Source organism: Halochromatium roseum, from assembly GCF_016653315.1.
GTDB classification, from domain to species: Bacteria; Pseudomonadota; Gammaproteobacteria; order Chromatiales; family Chromatiaceae; genus Lamprobacter; species Lamprobacter roseus.
Genome location: NZ_NHSH01000044.1, coordinates 85,208 through 111,255, shown reverse-complemented (window position 1 = coordinate 111,255; position 26,048 = coordinate 85,208). Strand labels below are relative to the sequence as shown.

General features: G+C 61.9%; 26 protein-coding genes and 1 tRNA gene. 15 read left to right on the top strand and 12 right to left on the bottom strand.

Annotated features, from left to right (window positions below):
* Positions 1 to 49: 49 nt before the first annotated feature.
* The 6 genes from CCR96_RS06250 to CCR96_RS06225 all read left to right on the top strand — a co-directional run bounded on the left by CCR96_RS06250 (position 50) and on the right by CCR96_RS06225 (position 5,811).
* Positions 50 to 265 (top strand): DUF2281 domain-containing protein, encoded by a 216-nt coding sequence (locus tag CCR96_RS06250; protein WP_201218921.1) that lies wholly within the window; start codon positions 50 to 52, stop codon positions 263 to 265.
* Entirely contained in the window at positions 255 to 530 is a 276-nt protein-coding gene (locus CCR96_RS06245) for a PIN domain-containing protein (RefSeq protein ID WP_201218919.1), read from the top strand. Before CCR96_RS06250 ends, CCR96_RS06245 begins: the two co-directional genes overlap by 11 nt.
* Positions 488 to 1,660, top strand: coding sequence for an ATP-binding protein (locus CCR96_RS06240; RefSeq protein ID WP_338035827.1), 1,173 nt, complete (start codon positions 488 to 490; stop codon positions 1,658 to 1,660). The genes CCR96_RS06245 and CCR96_RS06240 overlap by 43 nt, the downstream gene beginning before the upstream one ends.
* Before the next feature lie 105 nt (positions 1,661 to 1,765).
* Positions 1,766 to 4,897, top strand: a complete 3,132-nt coding sequence (locus CCR96_RS06235) for a type III restriction-modification system endonuclease (RefSeq protein ID WP_201219014.1) — start codon at positions 1,766 to 1,768, stop codon at positions 4,895 to 4,897.
* 333 nt (positions 4,898 to 5,230) lie between these two features.
* Entirely contained in the window at positions 5,231 to 5,503 is a 273-nt protein-coding gene (locus CCR96_RS06230) for a YlcI/YnfO family protein (protein ID WP_201218910.1), read from the top strand.
* Positions 5,503 to 5,811: a type II toxin-antitoxin system RelE/ParE family toxin gene (locus tag CCR96_RS06225; RefSeq protein ID WP_201218908.1), complete on the top strand. Its 309-nt coding sequence runs from the start codon at positions 5,503 to 5,505 to the stop codon at positions 5,809 to 5,811. The genes CCR96_RS06230 and CCR96_RS06225 overlap by 1 nt, the downstream gene beginning before the upstream one ends.
* 153 nt (positions 5,812 to 5,964) lie before the next feature.
* On the opposite strand, the gene CCR96_RS06220 is transcribed toward CCR96_RS06225, so the two are convergent.
* Complete coding sequence (locus CCR96_RS06220) at positions 5,965 to 6,444, bottom strand: AAA family ATPase (protein ID WP_207191882.1); 480 nt, start codon at positions 6,442 to 6,444, stop codon at positions 5,965 to 5,967.
* Between the two features lie 567 nt (positions 6,445 to 7,011).
* Here CCR96_RS06220 and CCR96_RS06215 point away from each other — a divergent pair.
* The gene (locus CCR96_RS06215) at positions 7,012 to 7,245 is read left to right on the top strand and encodes a hypothetical protein (protein WP_201218904.1); all 234 of its coding nucleotides are present in this window, start codon (positions 7,012 to 7,014) and stop codon (positions 7,243 to 7,245) included.
* A 16-nt stretch (positions 7,246 to 7,261) separates the two neighbouring features.
* Positions 7,262 to 7,501, top strand: coding sequence for a PIN domain-containing protein (locus tag CCR96_RS06210; RefSeq protein ID WP_201218902.1), 240 nt, complete (start codon positions 7,262 to 7,264; stop codon positions 7,499 to 7,501).
* Between the two features lie 378 nt (positions 7,502 to 7,879).
* Here the strand turns inward: CCR96_RS06210 and CCR96_RS06205 are convergent, their stop codons facing one another.
* From CCR96_RS06205 to thiS, 7 genes are all read right to left on the bottom strand, one after another.
* Entirely contained in the window at positions 7,880 to 8,878 is a 999-nt protein-coding gene (locus CCR96_RS06205) for an Abi family protein (protein ID WP_201218900.1), read from the bottom strand.
* Between the two features lie 4 nt (positions 8,879 to 8,882).
* Complete coding sequence (locus tag CCR96_RS06200; protein ID WP_201219025.1) at positions 8,883 to 9,413, bottom strand: type II toxin-antitoxin system antitoxin; 531 nt, start codon at positions 9,411 to 9,413, stop codon at positions 8,883 to 8,885.
* A gap of 239 nt (positions 9,414 to 9,652) precedes the next feature.
* Positions 9,653 to 10,450 (bottom strand): ABC transporter permease, encoded by a 798-nt coding sequence (locus CCR96_RS06195; RefSeq protein ID WP_201218898.1) that lies wholly within the window; start codon positions 10,448 to 10,450, stop codon positions 9,653 to 9,655.
* Between the two features lie 2 nt (positions 10,451 to 10,452).
* Positions 10,453 to 11,220, bottom strand: coding sequence for an ABC transporter ATP-binding protein (locus tag CCR96_RS06190; protein ID WP_201218896.1), 768 nt, complete (start codon positions 11,218 to 11,220; stop codon positions 10,453 to 10,455).
* Positions 11,220 to 12,152, bottom strand: coding sequence for a tRNA (guanosine(46)-N7)-methyltransferase TrmB (gene trmB, locus CCR96_RS06185; RefSeq protein ID WP_201218888.1), 933 nt, complete (start codon positions 12,150 to 12,152; stop codon positions 11,220 to 11,222). Before trmB ends, CCR96_RS06190 begins: the two co-directional genes overlap by 1 nt.
* A 36-nt stretch (positions 12,153 to 12,188) precedes the next feature.
* On the bottom strand, positions 12,189 to 12,986 hold the full coding sequence (locus CCR96_RS06180) for a thiazole synthase (RefSeq protein ID WP_201218886.1): 798 nt from the start codon (positions 12,984 to 12,986) through the stop codon (positions 12,189 to 12,191).
* A 298-nt stretch (positions 12,987 to 13,284) separates the two neighbouring features.
* Complete coding sequence (gene thiS / locus CCR96_RS06175; RefSeq protein ID WP_201218884.1) at positions 13,285 to 13,485, bottom strand: sulfur carrier protein ThiS; 201 nt, start codon at positions 13,483 to 13,485, stop codon at positions 13,285 to 13,287.
* Between the two features lie 161 nt (positions 13,486 to 13,646).
* On the opposite strand from thiS, the gene CCR96_RS06170 reads away from it, so the two are divergent.
* The 6 genes from CCR96_RS06170 (at position 13,647) to CCR96_RS06145 (ending at position 19,906) form a co-directional block, all read left to right on the top strand.
* Positions 13,647 to 15,467, top strand: a complete 1,821-nt coding sequence (locus tag CCR96_RS06170) for an AMP-binding protein (protein ID WP_201218882.1) — start codon at positions 13,647 to 13,649, stop codon at positions 15,465 to 15,467.
* A gap of 71 nt (positions 15,468 to 15,538) precedes the next feature.
* Positions 15,539 to 15,612, top strand: a tRNA-Gly gene (locus CCR96_RS06165).
* Positions 15,585 to 15,968, top strand: a complete 384-nt coding sequence (locus CCR96_RS06160) for a putative signal transducing protein (RefSeq protein ID WP_338035826.1) — start codon at positions 15,585 to 15,587, stop codon at positions 15,966 to 15,968. Before CCR96_RS06165 ends, CCR96_RS06160 begins: the two co-directional genes overlap by 28 nt.
* 20 nt (positions 15,969 to 15,988) lie before the next feature.
* Complete coding sequence (locus CCR96_RS06155; protein WP_201218880.1) at positions 15,989 to 18,451, top strand: AsmA family protein; 2,463 nt, start codon at positions 15,989 to 15,991, stop codon at positions 18,449 to 18,451.
* 24 nt (positions 18,452 to 18,475) lie between these two features.
* On the top strand, positions 18,476 to 19,615 hold the full coding sequence (mutY, locus tag CCR96_RS06150; protein WP_338035825.1) for an A/G-specific adenine glycosylase: 1,140 nt from the start codon (positions 18,476 to 18,478) through the stop codon (positions 19,613 to 19,615).
* Positions 19,616 to 19,633: 18 nt separating this feature from the next.
* Positions 19,634 to 19,906 carry an oxidative damage protection protein gene (locus CCR96_RS06145; RefSeq protein WP_201218879.1) on the top strand — a complete coding sequence of 91 codons (273 nt, stop codon included), beginning with the start codon at positions 19,634 to 19,636 and terminating at the stop codon, positions 19,904 to 19,906.
* A 25-nt stretch (positions 19,907 to 19,931) separates the two neighbouring features.
* Here CCR96_RS06145 and CCR96_RS06140 read toward each other — a convergent pair whose 3' ends face one another.
* Both CCR96_RS06140 and CCR96_RS06135 read right to left on the bottom strand, forming a co-directional pair.
* A complete protein-coding gene (locus CCR96_RS06140; RefSeq protein WP_201218877.1) occupies positions 19,932 to 22,079 on the bottom strand; it encodes a peptidoglycan-binding domain-containing protein in 2,148 nt (715 codons plus the stop codon).
* A 2-nt stretch (positions 22,080 to 22,081) separates the two neighbouring features.
* Complete coding sequence (locus CCR96_RS06135) at positions 22,082 to 22,837, bottom strand: lipocalin family protein (protein ID WP_201218875.1); 756 nt, start codon at positions 22,835 to 22,837, stop codon at positions 22,082 to 22,084.
* Positions 22,838 to 23,287: 450 nt separating this feature from the next.
* Between CCR96_RS06135 and CCR96_RS06130 the strand changes: the two genes are divergently transcribed.
* Entirely contained in the window at positions 23,288 to 24,346 is a 1,059-nt protein-coding gene (locus CCR96_RS06130; RefSeq protein WP_201218873.1) for a 3-deoxy-7-phosphoheptulonate synthase, read from the top strand.
* A gap of 69 nt (positions 24,347 to 24,415) precedes the next feature.
* On the opposite strand, the gene CCR96_RS06125 is transcribed toward CCR96_RS06130, so the two are convergent.
* On the bottom strand, positions 24,416 to 24,859 hold the full coding sequence (locus CCR96_RS06125; RefSeq protein WP_201218871.1) for a tetratricopeptide repeat protein: 444 nt from the start codon (positions 24,857 to 24,859) through the stop codon (positions 24,416 to 24,418).
* A 210-nt stretch (positions 24,860 to 25,069) separates the two neighbouring features.
* The gene (locus tag CCR96_RS06120; RefSeq protein ID WP_201218869.1) at positions 25,070 to 25,894 is read right to left on the bottom strand and encodes an inositol monophosphatase family protein; all 825 of its coding nucleotides are present in this window, start codon (positions 25,892 to 25,894) and stop codon (positions 25,070 to 25,072) included.
* Between the last annotated feature and the right edge of the window lie 154 nt (positions 25,895 to 26,048).

Sequence of the window (26,048 nt, the reverse complement as noted above, 5' to 3'; positions counted from 1 at the left end):
TGATCACAGCAACCGATCGACCTATCGATTCACAGATGAGATCAAGACCATGATCCATGCGGAACTGATTGAAACCTTAGAGCGGCTACCACAAGAGAAACAGGCCGAAGTGCTCGACTTTGCCCGGTTTCTTGCCCAGCGGCATCAGGATGACAATGATGAACCGAAACCCCTTGCTGAGTGTTCATTTGCCAAATGGGTCAACACCCCGTTAGTCGTCAATGATTTTCAACCCATGAGCCGAGAGGATGCGAATGCCCGCTAAGGTCTTTGTCGACACCAATCTCTGGCTCTATGCGTTGGTTGCTAAAGACGATGATCCTCGACATGAGATCGCGGCTGAGTTCGTCCTCGGGCTAGAGCGCCCCTGGATCAACTCGCAAGTGATTCGTGAAGCAAGCAGCAATTTGTTGAAAAAGGCAAAGATCGAAGAGACGAGGCTGCGGGAGATCATTCAGGACTGGTATCGCGACTGTGAGATTCACCCGTGCCCGGTGCCAGCCTCGATGATCTGGACGAAGCCGCACTGAACAAGGCGCGGGATGCCTTCGCCAAGAAGTATGCCAACCGTTTTAATGCCGACGAGGTGCAGGCCTGGCCGTTACCGACCTTTTTGGATCGTGCGCGCGTCACCCAGCATGGTCAGCTCACGCGGGCTACCTTGTTGCTGCTTGGTAAGCGTGAGTCGGCTTGGCATCTGTCGCCCCATCCTGCGCAGATGACCTGGAAACTGGAAGGGATCGAGCGAGCCTACGAACACTTTGCGCCGCCCTTCTTGCTGACCACCTCGCAGCTGTATCAGCGCATCCGCAACATCCAGTTGCGGTTGCTGCCAGAGGATGAGCTGTTGCCCATCGAGGTCTCCAAGTATGACCAGCGGATGGTGCTGGAGGCCTTGCATAACTGTATCGCGCACCAGGATTACAGCCGCAACGCGCGCGTGGTGGTGATCGAACAGCCGGACCGGCTCCTGTTCGAGAACGACGGCAACTTCTACGATGGCGAGCCCGATGATTACCTGGAAGGAAACCGCGTTCCGCGACGCTATCGCAACCCCTTCCTAGCCCAGGCGATGGCCGAGCTGAACATGATCGACACCATGGGCTACGGCATCCATGACATGTTTGTGCGTCAGGCGGGGCGCTACTTGCCGATGCCGGATTACGATCTGAGCGAGCCCGGAGCAGTGAAGCTGACGATCCATGGCGGCATGGTCGATCCGGCCTATAGCCGCTTGCTGATCCAGCAAACCGAGCTGCCGCTCGCGGATGTGCTGGCGTTGGATCGGGTGCAGAAGCGGCTGCCGATCCCTGATGAAGCGGTAACTCGCCTAAAACGGGCTAAGCTGATCGAGGGTCGCAAGCCCAAGTATTTCGTCTCTGCCAGCGTCGCCAAGGTGACGGCCAGCAAGGCGGACTATATTCATACCCGCGCTCAAGACGACGCGTTCTATGCCAAGCTGCTGACTGACTACCTAGCCAGTTTTGGTCAGGCGAATCGCGCTGAGATCAACAATCTGCTGGCGACCAAGCTCAGCGACGCGCTGACACCGGAACAAAAGGAGCACAAGATTGGCAACCTGCTGACTAAGCTAAGACGCCAGGGACGCATTCGTAACGTCGGGTCACGGGGACAGCCAAGCTGGAAGCTTGCAGAGTGAAACGAGCCAGCGAAAGAAAGTAATGCTTTATAAATCAGAAAGATAAGGCTTTCTGCAAGGATGCGTATCATGTTCGATGCAGAAAGGGTGCAGAAAGAGAATTTCATGAAGCTCAAGTTCAAGAACCAGCCTTACCAGACCAACGCCGTCGAGTCGGTGGTCGACTGCTTCACCGGCCAGCCGATGACCTCCGGCCTGACCTACCGCATCGACCCCGGCCGAATTGCACAGGTCAGCGCCTTTGACGAGGGCTTCAAGAACGCCGATCTGGCCCTGAGCGAGGCGCAGATCCTGGAGAACATCCAGACGGTGCAGCGCCGGCAGAACCTGCCGGTCTCATCGTCGCTCTCCGACTTCACGACGTTCAACAACAAGGGCGCACGGGTGCCCGCGCCGGCCACCTATCGAAAGCAGGCCTTCGCCGCGACGCCGATCCATCTGGACGTCGAGATGGAGACCGGCACCGGCAAGACCTACTGCTACGTCAAGACCATTTTCGAGCTGAACCAGCGCTATGGCTGGTCGAAGTTCATCATCATGGTGCCCTCGATCGCGATCCGCGAGGGCGTCTACAAGTCACTGCAGATCACCGCCGAGCACTTCACCGAGGGCTACGGCAAGAAGGCGCGCTTCTTCATCTACCACTCCAAGCGCCTGCATGAGCTGGAGAGCTTCTCCTCGGATGCCGGCATCAACGTCATGGTGATCAACATCCAGGCGTTCAATGCGCGCGGGGCCGACAACCGCCGCATCTACCTGGAGCTGGATGACTTCCAATCGCGCAAGCCGATCGACGTCATCGCGTCAAACCGGCCGATCCTGATCATCGACGAGCCGCAGAAGATGGAAGGCAAGGCGACGCTGGAGGCACTGCCGCAGTTCAGGCCGCTGTTCATCCTGCGCTACTCGGCGACCCATCGCACCCAGCATCACCGCGTGCATCGGCTCGACGCGCTCGATGCCTTCAACCAGAAGCTGGTGAAGAAGATCGCGGTGCGCGGCATCCAGACCCGTGGGCTGGCCGGCACCAACGCCTATCTCTATCTCGAAGGCATCGACATCTCCAAGCAGGCGCCGGTGGCGCGCATCGAGCTGGAGGTCAAGCTCAAGTCCGGCGAGATCAAGCGGCAACTGCGCCGGCTGCGCTTTCGCGACGATCTCTTCGTCGCATCCGGCGAGCTGGACCAATACCAAGGCTTCATCATCAGCCAAATCGACTACACCACCGACACGGTCGAGTTCACCAACGGCGAGGTGCTCAAGGCCGGCGAGGCCAACGGCGACGTCTCCGAGCGCGACATCCGCCGCATCCAGATCCGCGAGACCATCAAGGCGCATCTCGACAAGGAGAAGCAGCTGTTTGCCCAGGGCGTCAAGGTGCTCTCGCTGTTCTTCATCGACGAGGTGGTGAAGTACCGCGACTACGACCAGGCCGACGAGCAGGGCGAGTATGCGCGGGTGTTCGAGGAAGAATACGCGCTGCTCAAGGATGAGTATCTGTCCGAGCTGGCGATCGACAACGAGGCGTATCGCAAGTACCTCGGCGCGATCGACCCCGCCAAGACCCACCAAGGCTATTTCGCGGTCGACAAGAAGACCAAGCGCCTCAAAGACCCGAAGGTCGGCGCCAAGGCGGTCGACTCCGACGATGTCGATGCCTACGACCTGATCCTGAAGGACAAGGAGAGCCTGCTGGCCTTTCCCGGCCCGCACGACGGCCCCGAGGATCGCGCCAAGCGACAGGTACGCTTCATCTTCTCGCACTCGGCGCTGCGCGAGGGCTGGGATAACCCGAACGTGTTCGTCATGTGCATGCTCAAGCACAGCGACAATAGCATCTCGCGTCGCCAGGAGGTGGGACGCGGACTGCGCCTGAGCGTGGACCAGCAGGGCGAGCGCATGGACCATCCGAGCCTGGTGCATCAGGTCAATGTGCTGACGGTGGTGGCCAGCGAGAGCTACAAGGACTTTGTCGCCGGCTTGCAGCATGAGATCGTCGACACCCTCTCCGCGCGCCCGCGACAGGCGACCGAGGCCTACTTCACCGGCAAGGTGTTGCAGACCGCGCAGGGACCGGTCGAATTGTCGGCACCGCTGGCGAAGCAGCTCTACCGTTATCTGGTCAAGAACGATTACACGGACGAGGCCGATCACATTGCCGATGCCTATCACCAGGCCAAGGCCACCGGCACCTTGGCGGAGCTACCGCCTGAGCTGCAGTCCTATGCCGAGCAGGTCTTCGAGCTGATCGATAGCGTCTTCAGCGACAAGCAACTACCAACCCCCGAGGACGGTCGCAAGCCAAAGACCAACCCGCTCAACGGCAACTTCGAGAAGCAAGCCTTCCAGGAACTCTGGCAGCGCATCAACCGCAAGGCGGTCTATCGCGTCGACTTCGAGTCCAAGGAACTGATCGACAAGTGCATCAGCGTGCTGGACAGCAAACTGCGCGTGACGCCGCTGCAGTACATCGTGCAGAAAGGCGAACAGAAGGGTGCGCTGACCGATGAGCAACTGCGAGCGGGAGACGGCTTCAAGGTGATGGAAACCGCCACCGAGCGGGGCGATTCCGTTCACTCAGGGGTGAGCTATGACCTCTTGGGCAAGCTCGCCGAGAACACCCAGTTGGTGAGGCAAACCGTCGCCAGCATCCTCAGCGGCATCCAGCCCCCGGTCTTCAAGCAGTTCCGTCAGAACCCCGAACACTTCATCGCCGAGGCCTCGCGTCTGATCACCGAGCAGAAGGCCGCCATGGTGATCGAGCGTCTGGCCTATGACGCGATCGACGATCGCTACGACGTCGACATCTTCACCGCCAACCAGACCGGCCATGACTTCTCGCGCGCCACGGCCAAGCTCAAGCACCATGTCTACGACTACGCCATCGTCGACTCCAAGGTCGAGCGGGACTTTGTCAACGACCTCGAGACCCGCCCGGAAGTGGTGGTCTACGCCAAGCTGCCACGCGGCTTCCTGATCCCGACACCGGTTGGCGACTACAACCCGGACTGGGCCATCTCGTTCACCGCCGGGAGCGTCCGGCATATCTACTTCGTCGCCGAGACCAAGGGCAGTATGTCCACGATGAAGCTACGCGAGATCGAGCAGACCAAGATCGCCTGCGCGCGCAAGTTCTTCGACGAGATCGGCCAACGCATCACCCATGACAAGGTGAAGTACGACGTCATCACCGACTATGCCAAGTTGCTGGATGTGGTTGGCCTGGCTTCAGCCTGATTCGTCCTGTCTTCAACGCGTCCGTCGCAGGCGATGTTCTGCTATCCGCCCGATCTGCAGACGGCTGTGGTGCAGACGGCGTTAACTGATTTACATGTCCGCGAATTGTTGTGATTACCCGACAAGCTCGCGCTGTTCGAGCAGATTGCGCCAGAGCAGGATGCGCACGACCTCGTCCCGATCCTGTCACTGCTGCTCTATCTCTGTTCGGAAGAGGCCGACGTCAGCCGTCCAGCCAAGGCGCGGTTCGTCAAGACACCAGCAGGATAGCGCTTGCGCTGTTGCCAAAGAGCGGGCATAGTGCATCGCAAATGCAACGCACTAGGTGCTGAGATGAAAACAGCCACGATTCCTTCCCTGCGGGTTGATCCGGAACTGCGGCATTCTGCAGAAAGCGTCTTGCAGGAGGGCGAGACCTTGTCGAGCTTCGTTGAGCAGGCCATTCGTCAGAGCGTGGCCTATCGTCAGGCCGAACAAGCGTTTATCGAACGCGGCTTGAGGGCGCGTGATCAGGCGAGACAGACCGGACACTATGTCGAGGCGTCCGCAGTGGTCGATCAGCTCCAAGCGATGCTTGATGCGCACAAGTCTGGCACACCGCTCTGATGCCCTATCGGATTCGCTTCACTCCAGAAGCCGAGGACGATCTGCTCAGACTGTACAGGTTCATTCTTGAGCGGGATGCCACGGATTGGGTGCTAGCCGAGCGGGCGCTAGCGGCGATTCGCGCGGCCATGGTGACACTGGAGCAGTTTCCATTTACTTGTCGCAAGGCGTCGATCGACTCGCCGTTTCTCCGTGAACTGCTGATCCCATTTGGCGATTCTGGCTATGTGGCCCTGTTTGAGATCGAGGACGCCGAGACGGTCACCATCCTGGCCGTGCGCCATCAGCGCGAGAGCGACTACCATTGATCAGGCAGCTCTTCCGCCAGCATATGCCGGCCACCGAAGTCGAAGGCTCGTAGGTCGTCTTGGCATGGATCAGTCAGCCCTGAAAGCCTTGCTCGAAACCTTGATCCACACCTGGGAGAACGAGGTCGTGGAATTCAAGCAAGCCGGCAACGATTACAGCTCGGACAGGATCGGTGAGTATTTCTCGGCGCTCAGCAACGAGGCGAATCTGCGCGGTCTGGACTGCGCTTGAAAGCCTCGTTTCTTTGGGCTTGGACAAGCAGGACCTGATCCGCCAGCAAACACTGGCGCAGGATTGGTCCGCTCAACCCGTGCTCGGTGCCAGCCTTGATGATCTGGACGAAGCCTCACTGAATAAGGCGCGGGATGCCTTCGCCAAGAAGTATGCCAACCGTTTTGACGCTCCAATGAAACCTCGAGCAGGATGCGCCGCCCCAGCGCCTCGTAGCGGCTCCACACCTCGGGCACGTGGGAGGTGATGAGCAGTTGTCCGTCCCGGTCGGCCACCATCTTCTCTAGTCGGGCGAGAAAGCTCGAGACCAGCGACGGGTGCAGATAGAGGTCGGGCTCGTCGATCAGGGCAACACCGCCCTTCTCCAGCCAGCGGTTGATGAGATAGAGCTGAATCAACACCTGATGCTCACCGGCGCTTAGAAACCGTCCATCAACGTCTTCCCGATTTGAGGGCCACTGCTGGGCGATGATTGGGAAGTAGAAAATGGACAGTCACTTAGCTCATCCAGGCCGTGGGTGGTGCCGCTGCCGTGGCTCCCGCCTCGCGGGCTCTCTGCCGAGCATCGCCGCGAGCGATTATCCACCGTCATCTCTGGCGTTATACTCGAGAAGCATACTCAGCGCCGTTCTGGTCCAAGGACGAAAGGATGACTAAAGGAACATCGAACGATGGCCAGAACAGACAATCATCAGACCGACACGAGTAGTCGCGCAAACCGAGGCCTCGAAGCCAAATGACCGATATAGGCTCCACTTGATGGAATCTGCCCTGCAACAACCCGCCCAAGAAGAGCCCGCATCCGCACTACCCGCGCAGCCATCAGCTGAGCCCTTCGACCTCCAGCACTTCTATGGCGCGGCGTAGCACTCGCGCCAAGCCGTCGACCAGTACCTCGCCTTGGCGCGCGAAGGCTGGAATTGAATTCAGGCTCGGCAAAACCCTCGGTCACAGTGAGTACATCATCCATGGAAGCCATCCGCACGATTGAACGGGTCACCCACGGCGAACTGCATCTGCAATTGCCCGAAGCCTTCTGGGGCAAGGAGGTGGAGGTCATCATCTTGGCCACCGCCAACGAACCGGCCCCTGTCACCAAGCCACGCAAGAGTCTGCGCGGAAGCCTCAAAGAGTATGCGCATCCCGAGCGCATGGCTCGCGAACAGACGGCCTGGTCGGATGCGGTGAGCGACGCTCCATGACCTGGTCGATGCCAATGTGGTCCTGCGCTATTTGCTTGAGGATCATGCCGAGCTCTCCCCTCGGGCAGCGGAAATCCTCGAACAGCAACAGGTGACACTCCCCATTGAGGTCGCCTGCGAGGTGGTCTATGTGCTGCAGAAGGTCTATTCGGTCGAGCGCGACACCATCAGTCAGCGGCTGACCGAACTGGTGAGCGAGGGTCTGGTGCGGATGGACAAGCTGGCCAAAGTGATCAAAGCGCAAGGTGGCACATGACCCAAGGGTGGTGTTCTGAATCTGTACTACCCCGACAGAATGGGCAATGGATGCCGGACGTTGAGAAATAGGTGCTTGTGGGTGTCGAAATGGATCATGCTGCAGATAAACAGACCACAACAAGTGGCACTAAGCTAGTCTGCCGGAGCTTGTGGAGGTAGTCTGGCGGCCCGGAACCAAGCACGGCGCAGCCCGGCGCGACGCTTGCCGCGTAGCCTGTAAGCGGCGTGACGGACGGTCCGAAGTAATCCGAGGCAAGCCATCTCAGGCTTGATTTCCAGGCCCAGTGGGCCTAAGGTTACGCATAACACGGCCCCTTTCGGTGGAACCGCTTCGGCGGGATGATCGCTAAGGGGTTTTTTTATTGCCTGGCGTTTCTCACCAATCAGCTTCCCAACACTCCGGTGCTCCCATCCCTGAAAGGTTCAACTCCAGGTGGTTCAGGTCTGGGAAGTCCTGCAAGTGCTCCTTTATCCGCACCGGCCAACTCGAATTGGGGTTCACCACTTGGAGCAGGTGTCGGGCGATGCGCAGCAGCAAGAAACAGCGTGCCCGGAGATGGCCGCTATCCTCGAAAGGCGCAACCCAGGGCACTTCGGTCGCCGGTGGCAGCCTGGGCTGATCGACGATGTTCCGATTCCACAAGCGGCTGTGGTGGGCGCAAACGTTGCGCAGGTAGTTCAGGCTGCGCAGCCAGGTGGCGAAGATGCGGCCATTGTGGATGCCGTACCGGGCCGAGATGGTGTCCTGATCCACCTCTTTCATTCCGTCGAAGAGTCGAGACATCGTTCCGAAGTCCCACACCTCGCAAGCGACCCAGATCGCCAAGGGCTGACCGTACTTGGTTTTGTTGTGAAGGACGAACTCCTCCTTGGAGCGACTGATCAGTTGGGCGTGCTTTCCCAACCATTCATGGTGGCTGGTTACGCCCTTATCATTGTGCAGTTTCTCGCTGAATTCCGAATGGAACAGCGCGGGATTGAGGTAGGCGAAGCGGTCGAGCTTGCCCAGGGTGTGTGAGACATCCACCCGCAGCGCGATTTCGATTCGCTCCAGCGCGTCCATCACCAGCATGCGCAACTTCTTGTCAAAGACGTAGAGCTTGACCGCATCCTCGAAGGTCGCGCCGGGCCGGAAATCATCGAGAGCGATTCTCGTTTCCTTCCGTTGCTTCTTGGCGGGTTTCCGGCCGTTCTCGTCAAGCAGGATCAGCAGCCCCGACCGTTCCCGGAAGGGAAACCAGTAGCCGCTCAGGCGGTAGTAACCGATGCGCTGCAAATACTCCAGAGCCTTGGGTCGATCCGTCACCATCAGGCCACGGGAGACCAGCAGGTCGAGTTGCTCCGCGTAGCTTTGCCAGGGCTTGGAATAGGCCATTCCACTAGTACTCTGCCTCGGTTCGATAGGCTTCCTGGAAGGCGTCGAACAACTCGCTGAAGGGAGCGGCGCCCTCGTGACTGTCGAAGGTGAGGCAGGTGTCGATGTCCTTACGGGAGAAGTAGTGGGCGTGGATCAGAGCGGTGTCGATCTGGTCCTTGGGGAGGGAGTATTCCCACTCTTCCGGGTCGGCGTTCTGCTTCAGGAGGGTATGTAGACAGTCGTGCAGTACCGGGGTCATGTGTTGCTGGATATGATCGATCTCGACCATGACCTGCTCGATCTGCGCGTCGATGTTCTCCTTGCTGTTGAAGAAGACCGTACTGCCGGGCAGGAGACACTTGTCCTGACACTGAGGGTCTGGGACTTGGCGTACCTCCTCGAGCTCGATGCCATTGCGCCCGCAATAGTCCCGGATCAACACCTCCACCATGTTGGCGATGGAGCGGTGCTCCTGCTGTGCGGTCGTGCGCAGCGCCTCCTTCACGCTGGGATCGATGCTAAAGGTCAGTGTGGCGGCCTTAGTGGTGGCCATGGCTCCCCTCGGTTCTGGGTTCCTGCTTCACTCTCGGCAATTGCTCCTGCATTGTCCTAACTTCGCCCGTCCTTGGGCTCGTACTGCATCCCTCCCTAGCGGCGTGTCAGACTAGCTGCAAATGTACTGCGACCTGCTATCTTACGCGGGGCCATAGCAGCGCTGCGCGCGATGGGTCGCCGATGAGTCGCTCAAGCGAAACAAAGTGCGGCTAACAGCCGAGACCATCGGGGGCAGCGCTACACCACCCGCAGCCGCTCCAACCGCAACCGATGCCGACCATCAAACAACCGCCGGGCACCAATCGAGATCGCGGCGATGCTACCGAGCCCGGTACCACCGGCGATCATGAACATGATCAGCAGCTGATACTTGGCGGCCTCCATCGGCGGACTGCCGGCGAGGATCTGGCCGGTCATCATGCCCGGTAGGCTGACCAGGCCAGCGGTGGTCATGGCATTGGTGATCGGGATTAGGCCCGCGCGCAGCGCATCGCGGCGGATGTCGGCGATCGCCTCGCTCCAGGTGGCGCCGAGCAGCAGCCGCGCCTCGATGCGGTTGCGGCCTTCCCAGGCTTGACGGCTGAGTCCGTCGAGGGCGACGGCGATGCCGTTCATGGTGTTGCCGAGCAGCATGCCGAGCAACGGGATCAGGTATTGCGGCTGGTACCAGGGCGTGACGCCGATGATCACCGTCAGCGCCAGCACGGTGATGCTGAACGAGGACAGGAACATCGAGAGCGCGCCGATGCCGTAGCCCCAGGCGCCCCGGAAGCGGCGTCGCTGCCGCGCCATCACCTCCCAACCCGCGACCGAGAGCATCACCAAGGCGAGCAGCCCGATCAAGCGCGGATCGGTGGTCGCGAACAACACCTTGAGCACCAGGCCGAGCAGCACCAGCTGCACCGTGCTGCGCGCGGCGGCGATCAGGATGCGTCGCTCGATGCCGAGATGCAGGCGCCAGGAAAGGGCGGCGAGCAGCAGTACCAGGCCGGCGGCGAGCGAGAGGTCGAAGGGGCTGAGGGAGATGAGATCCATGGTTAAAAGGGTTGCTCTGGGATGAGCTGGCCGCTGTCGATGACCAAGCAACGTCCACCGGCGGCTTGGGCTAGACGCTGGCGCTGGTCTGGATCATGGCTGGCCCAGAGCACGGCCGCTTGCCGCTGGCGCCGGTAGTCATCGATCAGCTGCTCGGCGTGCTCGCGGTTGCTTGGGTCCAGGTTGGCGGTGGCCTCGTCCAAGAGCAGCACCTCCGGGTCATTGAGCAGCAGTCGCGCCAGCGCGAGGCGTTGGCGCTCGCCGGTCGAGAGTCGCTGGATGTCCCAATCGAGGACGTCGCGCTCGAAGCCGAGGCGGGCGAGCAGATGCGGCAGCGCTGTGCTGACAGCAGGGTCGCGATCGGCGTTGTCGTCGGCAGGATCAGCAGATGATGTAGCGCGTGCGGCTGGAGCAGCGCTTGCTCTGGTGGCATTGGCTGCGGTCGAGGGACCACTGGCCGTGGACGCAACAGAAGCGGTCTTGGCGGCAGCAGTGATGAAATGATCACCCACGCGATCGGCCCACCAGCCGCTCTCGGCCGGCAGCAAGCCGACGCGCCGACGCCACTCCGGGGCTGGGATCGACCTGCGTGGCCGGTTGTCGATCAGCACCTCGCCCTGATTCGGATCGAGGTCGGCGATGGCACGCAGCAGTAGGCTCTTGCCGGAGCCTGAGGGTCCGGAGATGAAGATCAGCTCGCCGGCGTTGATCTGTAGATCGACCGGGGCGAGGACACGTGGTTGCAACCGCGAGAGGGTTAAAGCAGCCATCAGCGACGCCGGTAGAGCAGGTCATGGACCTGATGACCGAGGCGCTGGCCGCGGCGCTCGAACTTGGTCAGCGGTCGCTGCGCCGGGCGTGGGCTGAACTGGCCCGGTCCGGCGCAGTTCTCAAACAGCGCGTTGGCGTCGTCGAGCATGGTCAGCATCCATTCCGCGTAAGGGGTCCAATCGGTCGCCAGGTGAAAGACCCCACCCGGTTGCAGCACCCGAGCGACGGCGGCGACAACACTCGGCTGTACGATCCGCCGCTTGTGATGGCGCTTCTTAGGCCAGGGGTCGGGGAAGAACAGCTGCACCCGGTCTAGGCTGGCAGGGGGCAGGCCGGACTCAAGCAGGGCCGTCGCATCGGCGCGCAGCACGCGCACATTGGTCAGCCCCTGTTGCTCGAGCAAGAGCAGCAGATGGCCAACCCCGGGTCGATGGACCTCAAGGCCGATGAAGTCGCGCTCCGGTGCCGCCGCGGCCATGGCCGCCAGCGATTCGCCGTTTCCAAAGCCGATCTCAAGGGTGATGGGGCGCGGCTGGCTGAGATCGGGCAGGGCGCCGGCAAACAGCGCCTGCGGATTGAGCGTCTCGCCTGGCTGCCAGTCGACGCCGAAGCGCGGCCAGAGCTCGCGAAAGGCGCGCTCCTGGCCGGCCGTCAGCCGCCCCTCGCGCAGCACGAAGCTGCGAATTGGACGCGGTATCCGCTCACCCGCCTCGGCAATCGCTGGACCAGCAGCTCCAGCGGCACTGGTGCTAGCGGATTCACCGGCAACTGGATCGGCAACGGGTTCAGCGCCACAGCCGGTCGCGGGTTTGGCGGTCTCTCGGGCTGAGCCTGAGCCGGTAGCTGGATCAGCCGCTTTGACTGTTGAGCCAGGCGCTGGCACGGCCGCCTGGCCCGGGTCTGGATTGCTGAGGTTGAGCGCCTTGGCCATGCGTTGAATGGCGTTGCGGGTGGTCTTGTCGAGGCCTCAGAAAAAGGTCCCTTCAATCGGCGATGAGGCCGAGGCGAAGCGCTTCGCTGGCATGCGCCCAGCCAAAAAGGCCTCGCGCCCAGCCTCGATGCCCTTGCGCATCGCGCTGGCCATCAGCACCGGGTCCTTGGCCGCGGCAATCGCGGTATTCATGAGCACGCCATCACAGCCGAGTTCCATCGCCACCGCCGCGTCCGAGGCGGTGCCAACCCCGGCATCGACCAGGATCGGCACCGTCGCGTTCTCGACGATGGTGAGGATATTCAACCGATTGCGGATGCCGAGCCCGGAGCCGATCGGCGCCGCCAGCGGCATCACCGCGACGCAGCCGATCTCCTCGAGCTGTTTGGCGACGATTGGGTCATCGTTGGTGTAGACCATCACGTCGAAGCCATCGGCGACCAGGATCTTGGCGGCCTCGACGGTCTGCAGCACGTCCGGGAACAGGGTCTTTTGGTCACCGAGCACTTCGAGCTTGACCAGCTTGTGGCCGTCGAGCAGTTCGCGCGCCAGCCGGCAGGTGCGCACCGCGCTGTCGACGTCGTAACAGCCGGCGGTGTTGGGCAGGATGGTGTAACGATCTGGGGTCAGCACATCCAGGATGTTCGGCTCATCGGCGTTTTGACCGATGTTGGTGCGGCGCACGGCGATGGTAACGATCTCGGCGCCACTGGCCGCGATGGCGCGCGCGGTCTCATCCATGTCCTTGTACTTGCCGGTGCCGACCAGCAGGCGCGATTGATAGTCGCGGCCGGCGATGGAGAAGCTGTCTGAAGAGGTCGTCGATGCAGTCATAACGATGGGCGTCGGTCTTAACAGGGTCGTCAAATCAGAGTAAGGCGTTCTCGGGACGCAGAGCAGTGATGTTCAGCACCCGATGAGCAGCCTCGGAGTGGTCAATGCCCATGCCAGGCCCGGCACGGTCTTGATGCCGACTCGGCGCAGACTAGGCTGTCTCGATGGGCGGTGCTCAGACAATAGCTGATCGGCTTGGCTCGTGGCGCTGCGGATTGTCCGTTATCCGCTCGGCAAGGACCGGATGGGCTCGGCTAAGGCTCATTATGGCGCAGCGCTCGCTGCGACCTTGGGTGCGTCAGCCGCCACCCACCGCATGGATGATCTCGACCGTATCACCGGCCTTGAGTTCATGCTCGGCAAAGCGGCTGCGTGGCACCAGCTCGCGGTTCACCTCAACCGCCAAGCGGCGGTCGGTCAGGCCAAGGTGTTCGATCAAGCCGGACATGTGCGTTGCGTCTGGGACCGTGGTTGGGGTGCCGTTGAGCTGGATTTGCATCCTCGAGTAACTCCTGTGAGCAAATAAGCGTGATTGATGAGGTGCGGAACTGCGACTGGTGACATCCTTGGGCAACATCCTTATTGGTGGGCGGCGGGCAATTTCACTAGACTGCAGCGCCGACGAAAACAATATAAAGGCTCAATGGGGAGGCACCGACAGTGAATCGATGGTCCGAGGATCTGATCTCGGTCGAGCGCGCCTGTACGCTCGACGGACTGTTTCATCAACGCCTGCGCCGATCACCAGACCGCGCTGCTTACCAATGGTTCGATCGCGTCAGCGAACGCTGGTGCAGCATCAGTTGGCGCGAGACCGCGGATCAGATCGCGCGTTGGCGAGCGGCGCTGAGTGCGGAGGCGCTGAGTCCGGGTGATCGGGTGGCCGTGCTGCTGCGAAACTGCATCGAGTGGGTGATCTTTGACCAGGCTGCGTTGTCGCTGGGGTTGATCACCGTTCCGCTGTACACCGACGACCGCGCCGACAACGCCGCGCATATCCTCCAAGATGCCGATTGTAAGGTGCTGCTGATCCAGGATGCCAACCGCTGGAAGCGCTTGGCGCCAGCGATCGGCGAGGCACTCTATCCGGAGCGCGTGGTGATCCTCGAAGACAGCGAGCAGTCGCGCCGCGTCGCCACCTACGACGAGCGTGTCGTGGTTGCCGCAAACTGGCTGCCAGAGCAGGGCGAGCCCTGGGCGCAACGCGATGCCGATCCACATTCGTTAGCGACGATCGTCTACACCTCTGGCACCACTGGGCGGCCCAAAGGCGTGATGCTCAGCCACCTGAATATTTTGGCAAATGCGCACGCCAGCGTCACCATGCTGGATGTCTACCAGGAAGACGTGTTCCTGTCGTTCCTGCCGCTGTCGCACATGCTCGAGCGCATGGGCAGCTACTACCTGCCGATGATGACCGGCTCGACGGTCGCCTATGCGCGCTCGATCAATCAGCTTGCCGAGGATCTGCAGACGGTCCGCCCGAGCGTGATCATCGCCGTGCCGCGGGTGTTCGAGCGCGTCTATCAGCGCATTCAGGATCAGCTCGAGGGACGCCCCAGGCTGCTGCGGTGGCTGTTCAGGCTCGCGGTGAAGGTCGGCTGGATCGATTTTGAGCGACGCCAGGGGCGGCGTGGCTGGCATCCGTTGCTCCTGCTCTGGCCCTGGTTACGGCGCAAGGTCGCGCGGCCGGTGCTCGAGCGTCTCGGCGGGCGCTTACGCGCGGCGGTGAGTGGCGGCGCGCCGCTGCCATTCGGAGTGGCTCAGCTGTTCATCGGGCTTGAGCTGCCGCTGGTGCAGGGCTACGGCCTCACGGAGACCAGCCCGGTGGTGGCGGTCAACCCACTGGAAGACAATCGGCCGGACAGTGTCGGCATCCCGCTGCGTGGCATACAGGTGCGTATCGGCGCCGATGATGAGCTACAGGTGAAAGGCCCCTGTAACACCCTTGGCTACTGGAACAATCATGTCGCAACCGCACGCATGTTCACCGCAGACGGCTGGCTGCGGACGGGCGACCAAGCGCGGATTGATGATCGGCATGTCTATATCACCGGCCGTCTCAAGGATATCTTGGTGCTCTCGAATGGCGAGAAGGTGCCGCCGGCAGACATGGAGATGACCATCGGCCTCGATCCGCTGGTCGAGCAGGTGCTGGTCCTCGGCGAGGGGCGTTCCTACCTGACCGCCATCATGGTCCTGAACAACGACCTTTGGCCTGGTCTGGCAAGCGAGTATGGCCTCGACCCGAATCGCAGCGAGAGCCTGTCGGACCCGCATTTGCTGCGCGATATCTTAAAGCGTATCCGCGATGCGCTCGCCGATTTTCCTGGTTACGCCAAAGTGCGCCGGGTCACCTTAGCGCTGGAGCCCTGGACGATCGAGAACGCGATGCTGACGCCGACGATGAAGGTCAAGCGCAATCAGGTGCTTGAGCAGTACAAAGACGCTGTCGAGCAGATGTATGCCGAGCATCACTGAGGTCGGTGGTATTTAATGATGCGATGCGCCGTTGCAGTTGCTCGGCGCCGGCTCTACAATCCAAGGTCGAAGCGGGCGTAGTTCAATGGTAGAACAGGAGCTTCCCAAGCTTCTAACGTGGGTTCGATTCCCATCGCCCGCTCCACTCTGTTTCCGATCATGCAGCAACTCTATCAGACCGCCGACCGCATCGAGGCACAGCTGCTGCGTGATCTGCTCGACCGGCACAAGGTCGAGACCCGTGTCTTTGGCGATTATCTCTCCGGTGCGGCCGGTGAGCTTCCCGCCGATGTCTATCCCACCATCTGGGTCATCGAAGACCAAGACTTGCCACGTGCTCAGACCTTGCTCAACGACTGGCTCGCGGAGAATCAGGCGCGGGCTGCGGCAGCCTCTTGGGTCTGTCGCGGATGCGGCGAGCTGGTCGATGGCAGCTTCGACCTCTGTTGGCGTTGTGGCCAGGAGGCGTTGTGGCCAGGAACATTGAAGGGCGCTGACTGATGCCAGAAAGGCACTGAATCATGCCAGGTTGGATCACGCCGGGTTGGATCAAGCTGGCCCTAGGCCTAGTGCTTGCGCTGTTGTTGCTTGTCGTGGCTGCTGCCGCTGTCGCGCCGGCGCTGATCGACAAGCAGCCGCTATTGCGCGACCTCGAAGCCGAGATCAGCCTCGCGCTGGGCCGGCCGACCCAGGTCGAGTCCATCGGGCAGCTGCGGCTCTTGCCGACGCCGCGTCTTCGCCTCCAAGGGTTGCGGGTTTCCGAGACTGCTGCAGCTGAGGCCCCAGTCTTGGCAACGGTCGAGGCCTTGCAGCTGGAGGCCGCCATCTGGCCTTTGGTGATGGGGCGTCTGGTGCTTGCCGAAGTGCTGCTCGATCGTCCAAAGCTCAGCTTGCCGATGGCCTCTGCTGCTCCGTCTCCATCTGAGGCTACGCCTTCTCCGACTGCGAGCCATCTGATGCGTCGCGGGGGCGAGCGCGATCATCACCTCTTGGCAGGTGTCGCCGATGCAGCTGCCGCCGATGCTCAGTTTGCAGCCGTGGCCTCCCCGCCGACACTGCTGCCGACACTGCCGCCGATTCGCCGCCTGATGATTCGCGATGGCGAGCTGATGGGGCCAGCCACGACGACCGGCACGACCTCAAGGCTTGGTCTGGAGGCGTTGAACCTGACAGCAGGTCCGATTGTCCCGGGACGCAGTGGTCGTTTGGATGCGACTTTTAGGCTGTTGACGCCAATGATCTCGCTGCCTGGCTTAGCCGAGGCCGAGATCAGGCTGGCAGATCCGCTCACTGAGCTTGTGTTGCGACCGTTGAGCCTGCGGTTTGGTCGTCGTGCGGGTGGCCAGGGGCCGCCGATCGAGATTGATGCGGAGGCTCGACTCGATCTGATAAGTGCTCGCCTTGCGATCGATCCGTTCAAACTGCTCGCCGATCGGCTGCAGATCACTGGGGCTGCGCAGTTGTTTCCGACCTCTTCGGGTCTCGGCATCGACGGTCAGGTTCGCGTGCCACCGTTTGATCTGCGTGCTTGGCTTGTTGAGCAGACCGCGCTGACGCTGCCCGGTAACGCGGTGACCTTGAGGCGGGTTGGCGGTCAGTTTGATCTGCAGCTCCGTGGCCTTGCCGTGGCGATCGACAACGCGGCGTTGATCATCGATCAGACACCGCTGGCCGCGGTGGCGCGACTCCGGCTGCCGCAGGGGCCGTTGACTCCGTTCTCAGGCCGGCTCGCGGTGGCCATCGACCGGCTTGATCTTGATCCTTATCTGGCTGGCGCCGTGCCTCTTTCTGGGGCCGCTTCTGGGCCTGCTGGGCCAACCGCGCCTGCCGTCTCAGCTGACGCTGCGCCAGCGCTCACTGCCTCGGCCAACCCTGTGTCGACTGTGCCTCCTGCTGCGGCCAATGCCGCGCTAGCCGCATCTGCCGCCTCGCTCAACCGGGCGACAACTCAGCTGCCGCCGTTACCACCCCTGCCACCGGCGGCCAGGCAGCCTGAGCAGGGTCTTCGGCTGCAACTGGCTGCCGGCGAGCTGCGCCTTGGCGGTGGTCTCGGCTTTCGCTCGGTACAGCTCGGTGGGCATCTGCTTCCGCATTCGGTCGAGCTTGACTCAAACGCTGACTTCTACGGTGGTCGTCTGGAGACACAGTTCGCCGCAAGTCAGTTGGCTGCTAGTGCGCAGGGCCCACAGACATGGCGAGAGCCGGATTCAGCGCCCGCTGCAGATAAGGCGTCGTCCGGACCCGGATCTGGATCAGCGCGAGCGCTCGATGCGCAGTCCGCGGGTGCTCTGGCGTCGGGGCCAGACCTGCGGCTCAAGGCGACTGCGAGCGGCGTCGATCTGGCCGCACTCCTGTCTGAACTCCAGCTCGGCGGATACGATCAGGTACCGATCACCGGTCTCGCTGAGATCGATCTCGATCTGTTTGCTCGCGGTGCCGATTCGGCCTCGATCCTCTCGACCTTGGGTGGTGATGCCGACTTTGCGGTGCGCGACGGTGCTGTGACCATGGTTGATCTCGGGCAGTTGATCACCGGCACCATCGGTGCGATTGGTGTCTCGCGCGAGGATGCCGAGAATCTGACCCGCTTTCATGCCCTGACTCTGAGCGCAAAAGGGGCGGAGGGCCAATTCAGCAGTGACGACATTCAGCTGCGATCGAACCTCCTGAAGATCGATGGCCGCGGTGAGTTAGACCTCACCACAGAGCAGATTGCGCTCAACCTGCAGGCGGTGATGACCAAACCACCCAAGGGCCAGGGCCGGGGTATCAAGGAGTTGGAAGGCATCCCAATCCCGATTAGCGCGCGTGGCCCCTGGGCCGATCCACGCTGGGAGGTCGATGTGCGGAGCGCGCTCGATACAGCGGCTCGGCGCGCGCTGCGCGAAGACAGTGGACTGTTCGACGAGATCGAAGAACGCACCGGCATCAAGGGGCTCGGCGATGGGCTACGGCAGATCCTGCCGGGGCTGCTCGGGCGGTGAGTCAGCAGGACGCAAAGGTGAAAGGTGCAGGCTAAACTCAGGTGCCCGCCGACACCAACCTCGGCGATCGCCAACGAGTTCGCGCAGCGCCTGCTCAATTGGTTCGAGCGCCATGGCCGCCACGACCTGCCTTGGCAACGCGATGCGACGCCTTATCGTGTCTGGGTCTCGGAGATCATGCTGCAGCAGACCCAGGTCGCGGTGGTAGTGCCTTATTTCGAGCGTTTCATGGCGCGTTTCCCCGACCTGCAGTCGCTAGCCGCTGCCGACCAGGATGCGGTGTTACACCTCTGGTCTGGGCTCGGCTACTACGCGCGGGCGCGCAACCTGCATCGTGCCGCGCGGGTGATCGTTGCCGAGCATCAGGGTCGCTTTCCTGAGCAGATCGAGGCGCTCGAGGCGCTGCCAGGGATCGGCCGTTCGACGGCTGGCGCCATTCTGTCGCTGGCGCTTGGCCAGCACCATCCGATCCTCGACGGTAACTGTAAACGGGTCTTGGCGCGCTACTTTGCGATTCCGGGCTGGCCGGGCAGCAACGCTGTCTTGGCCCAGCTGTGGGCGCTGGCCGAGGCGCTGACCCCGATCGAGCAGGTCGCTGATTTCAACCAGGCGATGATGGACCTTGGCGCAACCCTCTGTAAGCGCGCAAGCCCGGCCTGCTCGGTCTGTCCGCTGGCGGATGGCTGCCAAGCCTTGGCGCAGGATGCTGTCAGTGCCTATCCGGCGCCCAAGCCGCGCACGCAGGTGCCATTGCGTGCCGCACAGCTGTTGTTGATCCAAGACCCGCACGGGCGGGTGCTGCTGCAGCGCCGGCCGCCGGCCGGGATCTGGGGTGGGCTCTGGACGCCGCCTGAGCTAAGCGTCGATGCCGATGCCGAGGATTGGTGCCGTTCGCAGCTCGGTGCATGCGTGTTGCGACTTGAAATGCTGCCTCGGCGCCGACATACCTTCAGCCACTTCCAGCTCGAGATGCGACCGGTGTTGGTCAAGCTGGCGGCAACTACTGCCCGAGTCGGCGATCAGCCCGAGACGAGCTGGATCGATCCGGCTCAGCCTGGCGCCTTCGGGCTTCCGGCGCCGATACGACGCCTACTCACCGAGCTGGGAACAACCACGCCTCGCGCTGTTGCCGAGGCCGATAGCGAACGCCAACCAAGCAAATGAAACGACAGGAGTAGCCCGATGAGCCGCATGGTCAACTGTGTAAAGCTCGGCCGCGAAGCCGAAGGTCTGGACCGCCAGCCGTATCCCGGCGAGCTTGGTCAGCGTCTCTTCGAGAACGTCTCGAAGCCGGCCTGGGCCGATTGGCTCAAGCATCAGACCATGCTCATCAACGAGAACCGGCTGAGCCCGATGGACCCAAAGGCACGCAAGTTTCTCGAGGAGCAGATGGAGCAGTACTTCTTCGGCGACGGCGCGCAGATGCCTGAGGGTTACGTGCCACCAAAGCAGTAGCCAGGGCTCTCGGCCTAGCTCAATGTTATCCATCCGGTCTCGGCAGCAGGTGATAGAAGGCAAGATTGCGCGTCACCTCGGGCGTTGCGCAGTGCCGAGGGTTCTCGGGCGCGGCGTCGATTGGCGAATAGGGGCCGGATGGCGGTAGGAAGATGTTGCGACCCATCGGCGGCAGGTCGAGCATCGCGACCGTGACTGGGTCGAGCAGACCATCGGTCGGGCTTAGACCATTGCGTAGCTGGAATTGGTTGAGCGCGGCTTGCGTGAGCTTACCGGCAATGCCGTCGAATTGCGCCGTCTGGGTGCGTTTGCGCGCATGAGTCTGAGTCTGTAGGCCTTTTTCGGCCAGCGCCTGCTGCAGTCGCGCGATGTGCGGCCTCGAGCTGCGCTGATGGCTCTTCAGGAGCCGGTTGATGGCCATTAGATCCAAGCCGCTTTGCAGCGCGGCTCGCTGACCGGCCTGCAGGGCTGCATAGCGGGCGATGCGCTGATCATAGAGTTCGAGCGCGACACGCTCGCTCGGCATCAGGCTGTCAGCCAATGCGGGATCAACCGGGCTGTCCTTGCCGACGAGATCGCGAAAGGCCTGCAGCGCCTCGCGAACCGCTGGGTGATTGGTGTCCGCAGCGTTCACATCCGGCGCCAAAACCCCGAGGTGTTGCAGCGCGGAGCGGGCCTCCGGCGGCAAACGGGTCAGGGGCTTGTCATCCCCTTTCCGAATCAGTTCGGCGAGGCGCTCTTTGTAGGCCTGAGTCTCGGCGGCATCGAGCGGCCCATTGACCAATGGCGCCGGCAGTAACAGGCTGCCAGTGAGTTCATGGCGAAACTCGAGCCTGTTGGTGATCTTCTCGCCATTCAGCGACCAGTCTGGCATGTCGCCGCCGTTGATCTGGAAACCGACGCCATATTTGGCGCGGACCATGGCTGGTTGCTGTTTGGCCTGGACGCGTGCCGAGAGCGCATCCAAGAATTCCGCCCAGGTGTAAGGGTTGGTCTTGGTGCTGGCGTCGCGATAAAACATGCCCGCGTTTCCGGTCACTACCGGTGAATTGGCCGGAAAGCCCCATTGAGATGAGAGGCGGGCAGGTTGACTGCGATCTGGACTCGTCCAAATGGCAGGGCCTGATAAGGCACCGGACGGCCTGCGATACACCGCGGAGCCGCTCAGCCGAGGGTCTAGCGTGCCGAGCCGATCTGGTCTTGAGCCTGAGGATGGCCGATCTTTCGGGATGAGTCCTGTTGTCGCTAACAGGCGCCGCTGCCTGGCGGCGGCCAGTGGGTTGGCGTCAGACAACCCCGGGCTCAGGCGACTGCCCGGGAGTTGGATGGATTGTCGCTGTCTGCTGCTGGCGAGGCCTAACCCTGTTGCCGGCCGCAGCTCGCTGTTGGTCTGTGCCGGCGCAACGCTCAGGGTGTGGCGAGCCTCCCCTCGCGCCAGCGCCAAGATCTGCCGGCCGCGTTTCTCGCCGAGAAAGTGGAAGAGGTAGTCTTCTTCCGGCGTTTTGGCCCCAGAGTCGACGCTCAGATAGTGCTTGGCGAAGGCAAGAACCGCGAAATTGTGCCGCAGGAGCTGCAGTTGCTCATCTTCGGCATCGCGTACGCCGGCAACCGTCTCTGCAATGAGCGAGCGCACCTGCTGATCGTTGAATGGCCCGGCGCCGAGATCCATGTGGTCGCGACCCTGGGATGGGTCTGCCGCGCTGACCGCTAACAGCTCTGCGCCATAGCGCTTGATGATGCGGTAAAAGGTTGAGGGGATGAACTGCCAGACCCCGGTCGCCGAGCCGAGCCGGCCTTCCGCGATCGTCGGTCGGACAAAGTCGTTCCAAGTCCGCGCGCTTTCGAACTCGCCGGTTGCGAGTGCCTGACCCAGGCTCTTTCCAGTTCGTTGCGCCATCTCGAGCAAGATCAGCATCTGGCGTGGAGAGATGTCTTGGGTGCGATCGTAGTTGCGCGCCTCAGCCTCGGCCTGGGCACGATATTCCGCTATTGCCAGCGTTTGTGCGCTTGGCGGCTGATCGAGGACATGCTGGCTTTCGTCCGTCTCATTGGCGATGCCAGACTTATTGGCGATGTCAGAGTCTGCTGAGGCGGTCATCAGGCCACCAGCCAAGAGTCCGAGGCCAAGCGCCAGCGACCAGTAGTGATGAGTCGGCTTCCTTGGTCGCCGCATGATCACCCTGCAGCGGCCTGGCCCGTTTGGCGGGTGCGCTCGAAGGCTTGGGCCGGAAAACCTTTTTCTGAGAATTCGTCGAGCCATTGTTGGACGAGCTCCTCGGCTGGCTGTGGATCGCGCGCCAGCACCCAGCCACGGCGGCGCGAGGGCTGACCGACCAAGGCATACTCGTAGTCATCGCCGAGGCCAATCACCCAGTAATGGTCCCAGAGCACATGCACGCCGTAAAGCATGCGGAAACTGATCTCGAAACGGCTGTTGCTGCTGCGATCGACCACACGGGCGATGCCTTTCGCGGTGCCGATGCCACCATCGGCATGGGTGCAGCGATTCGTCACATAGACCATACCATCGTCGCCGAGCAGATAGTCTGCTTGCACATCTTTGGTGCATCGGCGCTCAGTGAAATAGGGTAGCCGGGCGATCTCATACCAGCGTCCCATGTAGCGCTTCAGGTCCAGGTGTTGCACCGTGCTTGGCGCGGTCAGATGGACCCTGGGCTTGCGCAAGCGGGTACTGACAGTAACCTGGGCGTCGACGTCATGACGCTGCCGGCTCTCTGGCGGGGCCGTGTAGATCTCCTCGGCCCAGTCGGAGAGTCCCGGTGCGCTCTTGGCGGCACTCTTCGCGGCACCCTTGGCAGCGCGAGCATCGGCTTTGCCGCGAGCGGTGCTGCCGGGGGAGTTGGGATCACTGTTACGATCGGCAGCAGGCGGCTTGGTGGGGCGGCGGTTCGGTGGCGGATGATCCGTCATGTTCGAGTCCTTGCGGAGCGGCTGGCTAGGTTCGGCTGTTCTCGGGGTGACATCATGGAGAGGTGTTGCTGCTGCTCACGTCAAGTTGACGCCTAAAGATAGCTGCATCGGCACGACAGCGAGCCGGCTCGAGGCATTCGGTGTAAGGTGGCTCGATATCAGGATTGACCTGATCAATCGGCCCTGATCAATCGGCCGTGGCAAGCGGTGGTATCAGCCGCTGTCATCGGTCTCGATAAAGGTTAGGCCCAAAAGCCCAGACGCCAACCGCTGGTCGACGCAAGGTCAGTGATTCTACCTGGCGACACGCTGGTCTGCCGGGTCTTGGCTGGCAAGGGCTGCAGAAACTCCGCAAAACTTGGGCCAATCGCATGGCGATGCGGGTGCTGTCGCAGGTAGAATTTGCCGTTTAGAGATGAGGGTGCGCTTTAACGCGCACCACGGAAGAGCATGCGTTACGAAACAGACGATCTTCGCATCCGCGCGATCAAACAGGTGATTGCGCCAAAAGACCTTCATGCCGAGTTTCCCATCACCGAGGCGGCGGCGGCTACGGTGCATGAGACCCGCAAGGCCATTCAGCACATCCTACATGGTGAGGATGACCGGCTGCTGGTGGTGGTCGGCCCTTGTTCAGTGCACGACCCCGCCGCAGCGCTCGAGTACGCCCAACAGTTGGCTGGCGTCCGTGATCAGGTGAGTGATCAGTTGCTGATCGTGATGCGGGTCTATTTTGAAAAACCACGGACCACGGTCGGCTGGAAGGGCTTGATCAACGACCCGAACCTGGACGGCAGCTTCGAGATCAACAAGGGGCTGGGGCTGGCGCGGCGGTTGCTGATTGATCTCAACGACCAGGGTATGCCAGCCGGTACCGAGTTCCTGGACCTGATCAGCCCGCAATATATCGCCGACCTGGTGAGCTGGGGCGCTATCGGGGCGCGTACCACTGAGAGTCAGGGCCATCGCGAGCTGGCCTCAGGCCTCTCCTGCCCGGTGGGCTTCAAGAATGCGACCGATGGCAGCGTTAAGGTCGCTATCGACGCGATTCACGCTGCGGCACGTCCCCATGTCTTCATGTCCCTCACCAAAGAGGGGCATTCAGCGATCTTCACCACCACGGGTAACGAAGACACCCACATCATTCTGCGCGGTGGCAGCCGGCCGAACTACGATACCGAGAGCGTCGACATCGCCGCGACTGCGATCCAAGACTCGGGGCTGGTGCCGAAGATCATGATCGACTTCAGTCACGCTAACAGCCGCAAGCAGCCGGACAAGCAGCTGCGTGTTGCCGAGGATGTCGCTGGCCAGATCGCCCGCGGCGAGACCCGCATCTACGGCGCGATGATCGAGAGCAATCTGATCGGTGGGCGCCAGAACCTCACCGCCGCCGGCGAGCTGGTGTATGGCCAGAGCATTACCGATGCCTGCCTCGCTTGGGAGCAGACCGGGCCAATGTTGATGCAGTTGGCCGAGGCCGCTGAACGACGTCGCTCAGGCCGCTGATACGCCGCTGAGAAACGATCCATCAAATGCTTCCCGATTTGAGCGCCACTGTGCTGCGATGATCGGAAGCTACTTTTCGTCGAAGCCCGCTAGGTGGTACCAGCGGCGGGCTTCTTCGAGGTCTTTCTCGACGCCACGACCCTCCTCGTACATCATCGCCAACGTGGTCTGTGAGCCAGCGAGCCCCTGCTCTGCGGCCTTCTTGAACCAGGCGACCGCCTTGTTTGCATCTTTGTCGATGCACTCGCCCTCCATGTACATGAAACCCAGTCCGTGCTGGGCGACACCGAGTCCGGCCTCGGCGGCGGCGCGCATGTACTTGAACGCCTGCATCGGGTTCTCGAGCATGCCGAGGCCGTTCTGCGCCATGATCGCGACCCGATACTGGGCCTCCGGATTACCGGCCTCGGCGAGCGGCCCTAACAGGCCAACTGCGCGCGAAAACTGCTTGGATTCGAAGGCGGCAATGCCGCTGCTGAGATCCATGTCTTGGTTGCTGATCTGTTCGGACATCGGGGAGGCTCCTCGTCGTCAAAAGGTTAGAACTGATGGGTTGGAAGTTGGGGCCGATCGGCCAGAGTCGAGCGGCTGTTTGGAAACGGTTTAGTGACGCTTAGAACCTGTCCATCAACTTCTTCCCGATTCGATGGCCATGCTTGAACGATTATCGGGAAGTAGAAAATGGACAAGTAGAAAACGGACAAGTAGAAAATGGACAGTCACTTAACGAGCGCTCAGCGGAAGCCCAATCCGCGTTTGCCATTGGTTGAGTAACTCCTCGTTTGCGGCGCCAAGGGCAACGCGTTTGGCGAGTGTGATGGCTGATTCCGGCTGTGCGCTGCCGGGTGCCAACAATCGGGTTGCGGCGCCAGCCTCGGTTGCGATAAGACGGCCGGCGGCGTGATCCCAAAGCCCTTGGCCACCGTGCAGATAGAGCTGGAAACGGCCAGCGCCGAGCCAGCACCATTCCAGGGCAACCGCTCCCAGGTTACGTTGTGAGCGGAAAGAATCAGCGCCAAAAAGTCCAGCGACGCGATCCTTCGGCAAGCGCTTGAAATCGACCATTGCCAGACAGTCGCTGAGCTGTTGGCCGGGGCTATACGGCCTGATCGGTTGACCATTCATGGTCGCGCCTTGGCCGCGCAGGGCGCTGAAACACTCATCGCGTACCGGGTCTAGGACCAGGCCGAGTTCGACTCGGCCGGCCCGCAGCAAGGCCAGTGAGATGCAGAATCCGGGGAAGCCGCAGGCGAAGTTGCTGGTTCCGTCGATCGGGTCTAGGCACCAGAGCGCTGTGCCCTGATCTGAGAGCAAACGTTGTTGTGCGTCGGCGGACATCTCCTCGCCGAGCAGCGGGATGCCGGGCCAGTTGGCGGCGAGCAGGTTGACCAAGCGCCGTTGAACCGCGAGATCGGCCTCGGTGACCAAGCTGCCATCGGCCTTCTCGCTCGCTGGCAGTTGGCCAAAGCGCGGCATGAGCTCCTCGCGAGCGACCTGCCGCAGGAGCAGGCTCAGGGTTTCGATATCGGGCGGGTCGAGGTTGGTCATAATGAGGGTACGGCGCGCTGCGCTGACTGGTTTTGAGAGGCTTGCCGAGCACAGATGAACGCGATTCGACGCAAATCAATCGGGACAGAGTCAGGGGTCCAACAAATCGGCGTCTTGCAGCGCTTTGGTTCGGGTCTGTTGCGGGCTCGCCTTG

Coding starts and splice junctions, on each gene's coding strand:
- CCR96_RS06250 (WP_201218921.1), top strand. CDS start 50: ATGATCCATGCGGAACTGATTGAAACCTTAGAGCGGCTACCACAAGAG.
- CCR96_RS06245 (WP_201218919.1), top strand. CDS start 255: ATGCCCGCTAAGGTCTTTGTCGACACCAATCTCTGGCTCTATGCGTTG.
- CCR96_RS06235 (WP_201219014.1), top strand. CDS start 1,766: ATGAAGCTCAAGTTCAAGAACCAGCCTTACCAGACCAACGCCGTCGAG.
- CCR96_RS06230 (WP_201218910.1), top strand. CDS start 5,231: ATGAAAACAGCCACGATTCCTTCCCTGCGGGTTGATCCGGAACTGCGG.
- CCR96_RS06225 (WP_201218908.1), top strand. CDS start 5,503: ATGCCCTATCGGATTCGCTTCACTCCAGAAGCCGAGGACGATCTGCTC.
- CCR96_RS06215 (WP_201218904.1), top strand. CDS start 7,012: ATGGAAGCCATCCGCACGATTGAACGGGTCACCCACGGCGAACTGCAT.
- CCR96_RS06205 (WP_201218900.1), bottom strand. CDS start 8,878: ATGGCCTATTCCAAGCCCTGGCAAAGCTACGCGGAGCAACTCGACCTG.
- CCR96_RS06200 (WP_201219025.1), bottom strand. CDS start 9,413: ATGGCCACCACTAAGGCCGCCACACTGACCTTTAGCATCGATCCCAGC.
- CCR96_RS06195 (WP_201218898.1), bottom strand. CDS start 10,450: ATGGATCTCATCTCCCTCAGCCCCTTCGACCTCTCGCTCGCCGCCGGC.
- CCR96_RS06190 (WP_201218896.1), bottom strand. CDS start 11,220: ATGGCTGCTTTAACCCTCTCGCGGTTGCAACCACGTGTCCTCGCCCCG.
- trmB (WP_201218888.1), bottom strand. CDS start 12,152: ATGGCCAAGGCGCTCAACCTCAGCAATCCAGACCCGGGCCAGGCGGCC.
- CCR96_RS06180 (WP_201218886.1), bottom strand. CDS start 12,986: ATGACTGCATCGACGACCTCTTCAGACAGCTTCTCCATCGCCGGCCGC.
- thiS (WP_201218884.1), bottom strand. CDS start 13,485: ATGCAAATCCAGCTCAACGGCACCCCAACCACGGTCCCAGACGCAACG.
- CCR96_RS06155 (WP_201218880.1), top strand. CDS start 15,989: ATGCCAGGTTGGATCACGCCGGGTTGGATCAAGCTGGCCCTAGGCCTA.
- CCR96_RS06145 (WP_201218879.1), top strand. CDS start 19,634: ATGAGCCGCATGGTCAACTGTGTAAAGCTCGGCCGCGAAGCCGAAGGT.
- CCR96_RS06140 (WP_201218877.1), bottom strand. CDS start 22,079: ATGCGGCGACCAAGGAAGCCGACTCATCACTACTGGTCGCTGGCGCTT.
- CCR96_RS06135 (WP_201218875.1), bottom strand. CDS start 22,837: ATGACGGATCATCCGCCACCGAACCGCCGCCCCACCAAGCCGCCTGCT.
- CCR96_RS06130 (WP_201218873.1), top strand. CDS start 23,288: ATGCGTTACGAAACAGACGATCTTCGCATCCGCGCGATCAAACAGGTG.
- CCR96_RS06125 (WP_201218871.1), bottom strand. CDS start 24,859: ATGTCCGAACAGATCAGCAACCAAGACATGGATCTCAGCAGCGGCATT.
- CCR96_RS06120 (WP_201218869.1), bottom strand. CDS start 25,894: ATGACCAACCTCGACCCGCCCGATATCGAAACCCTGAGCCTGCTCCTG.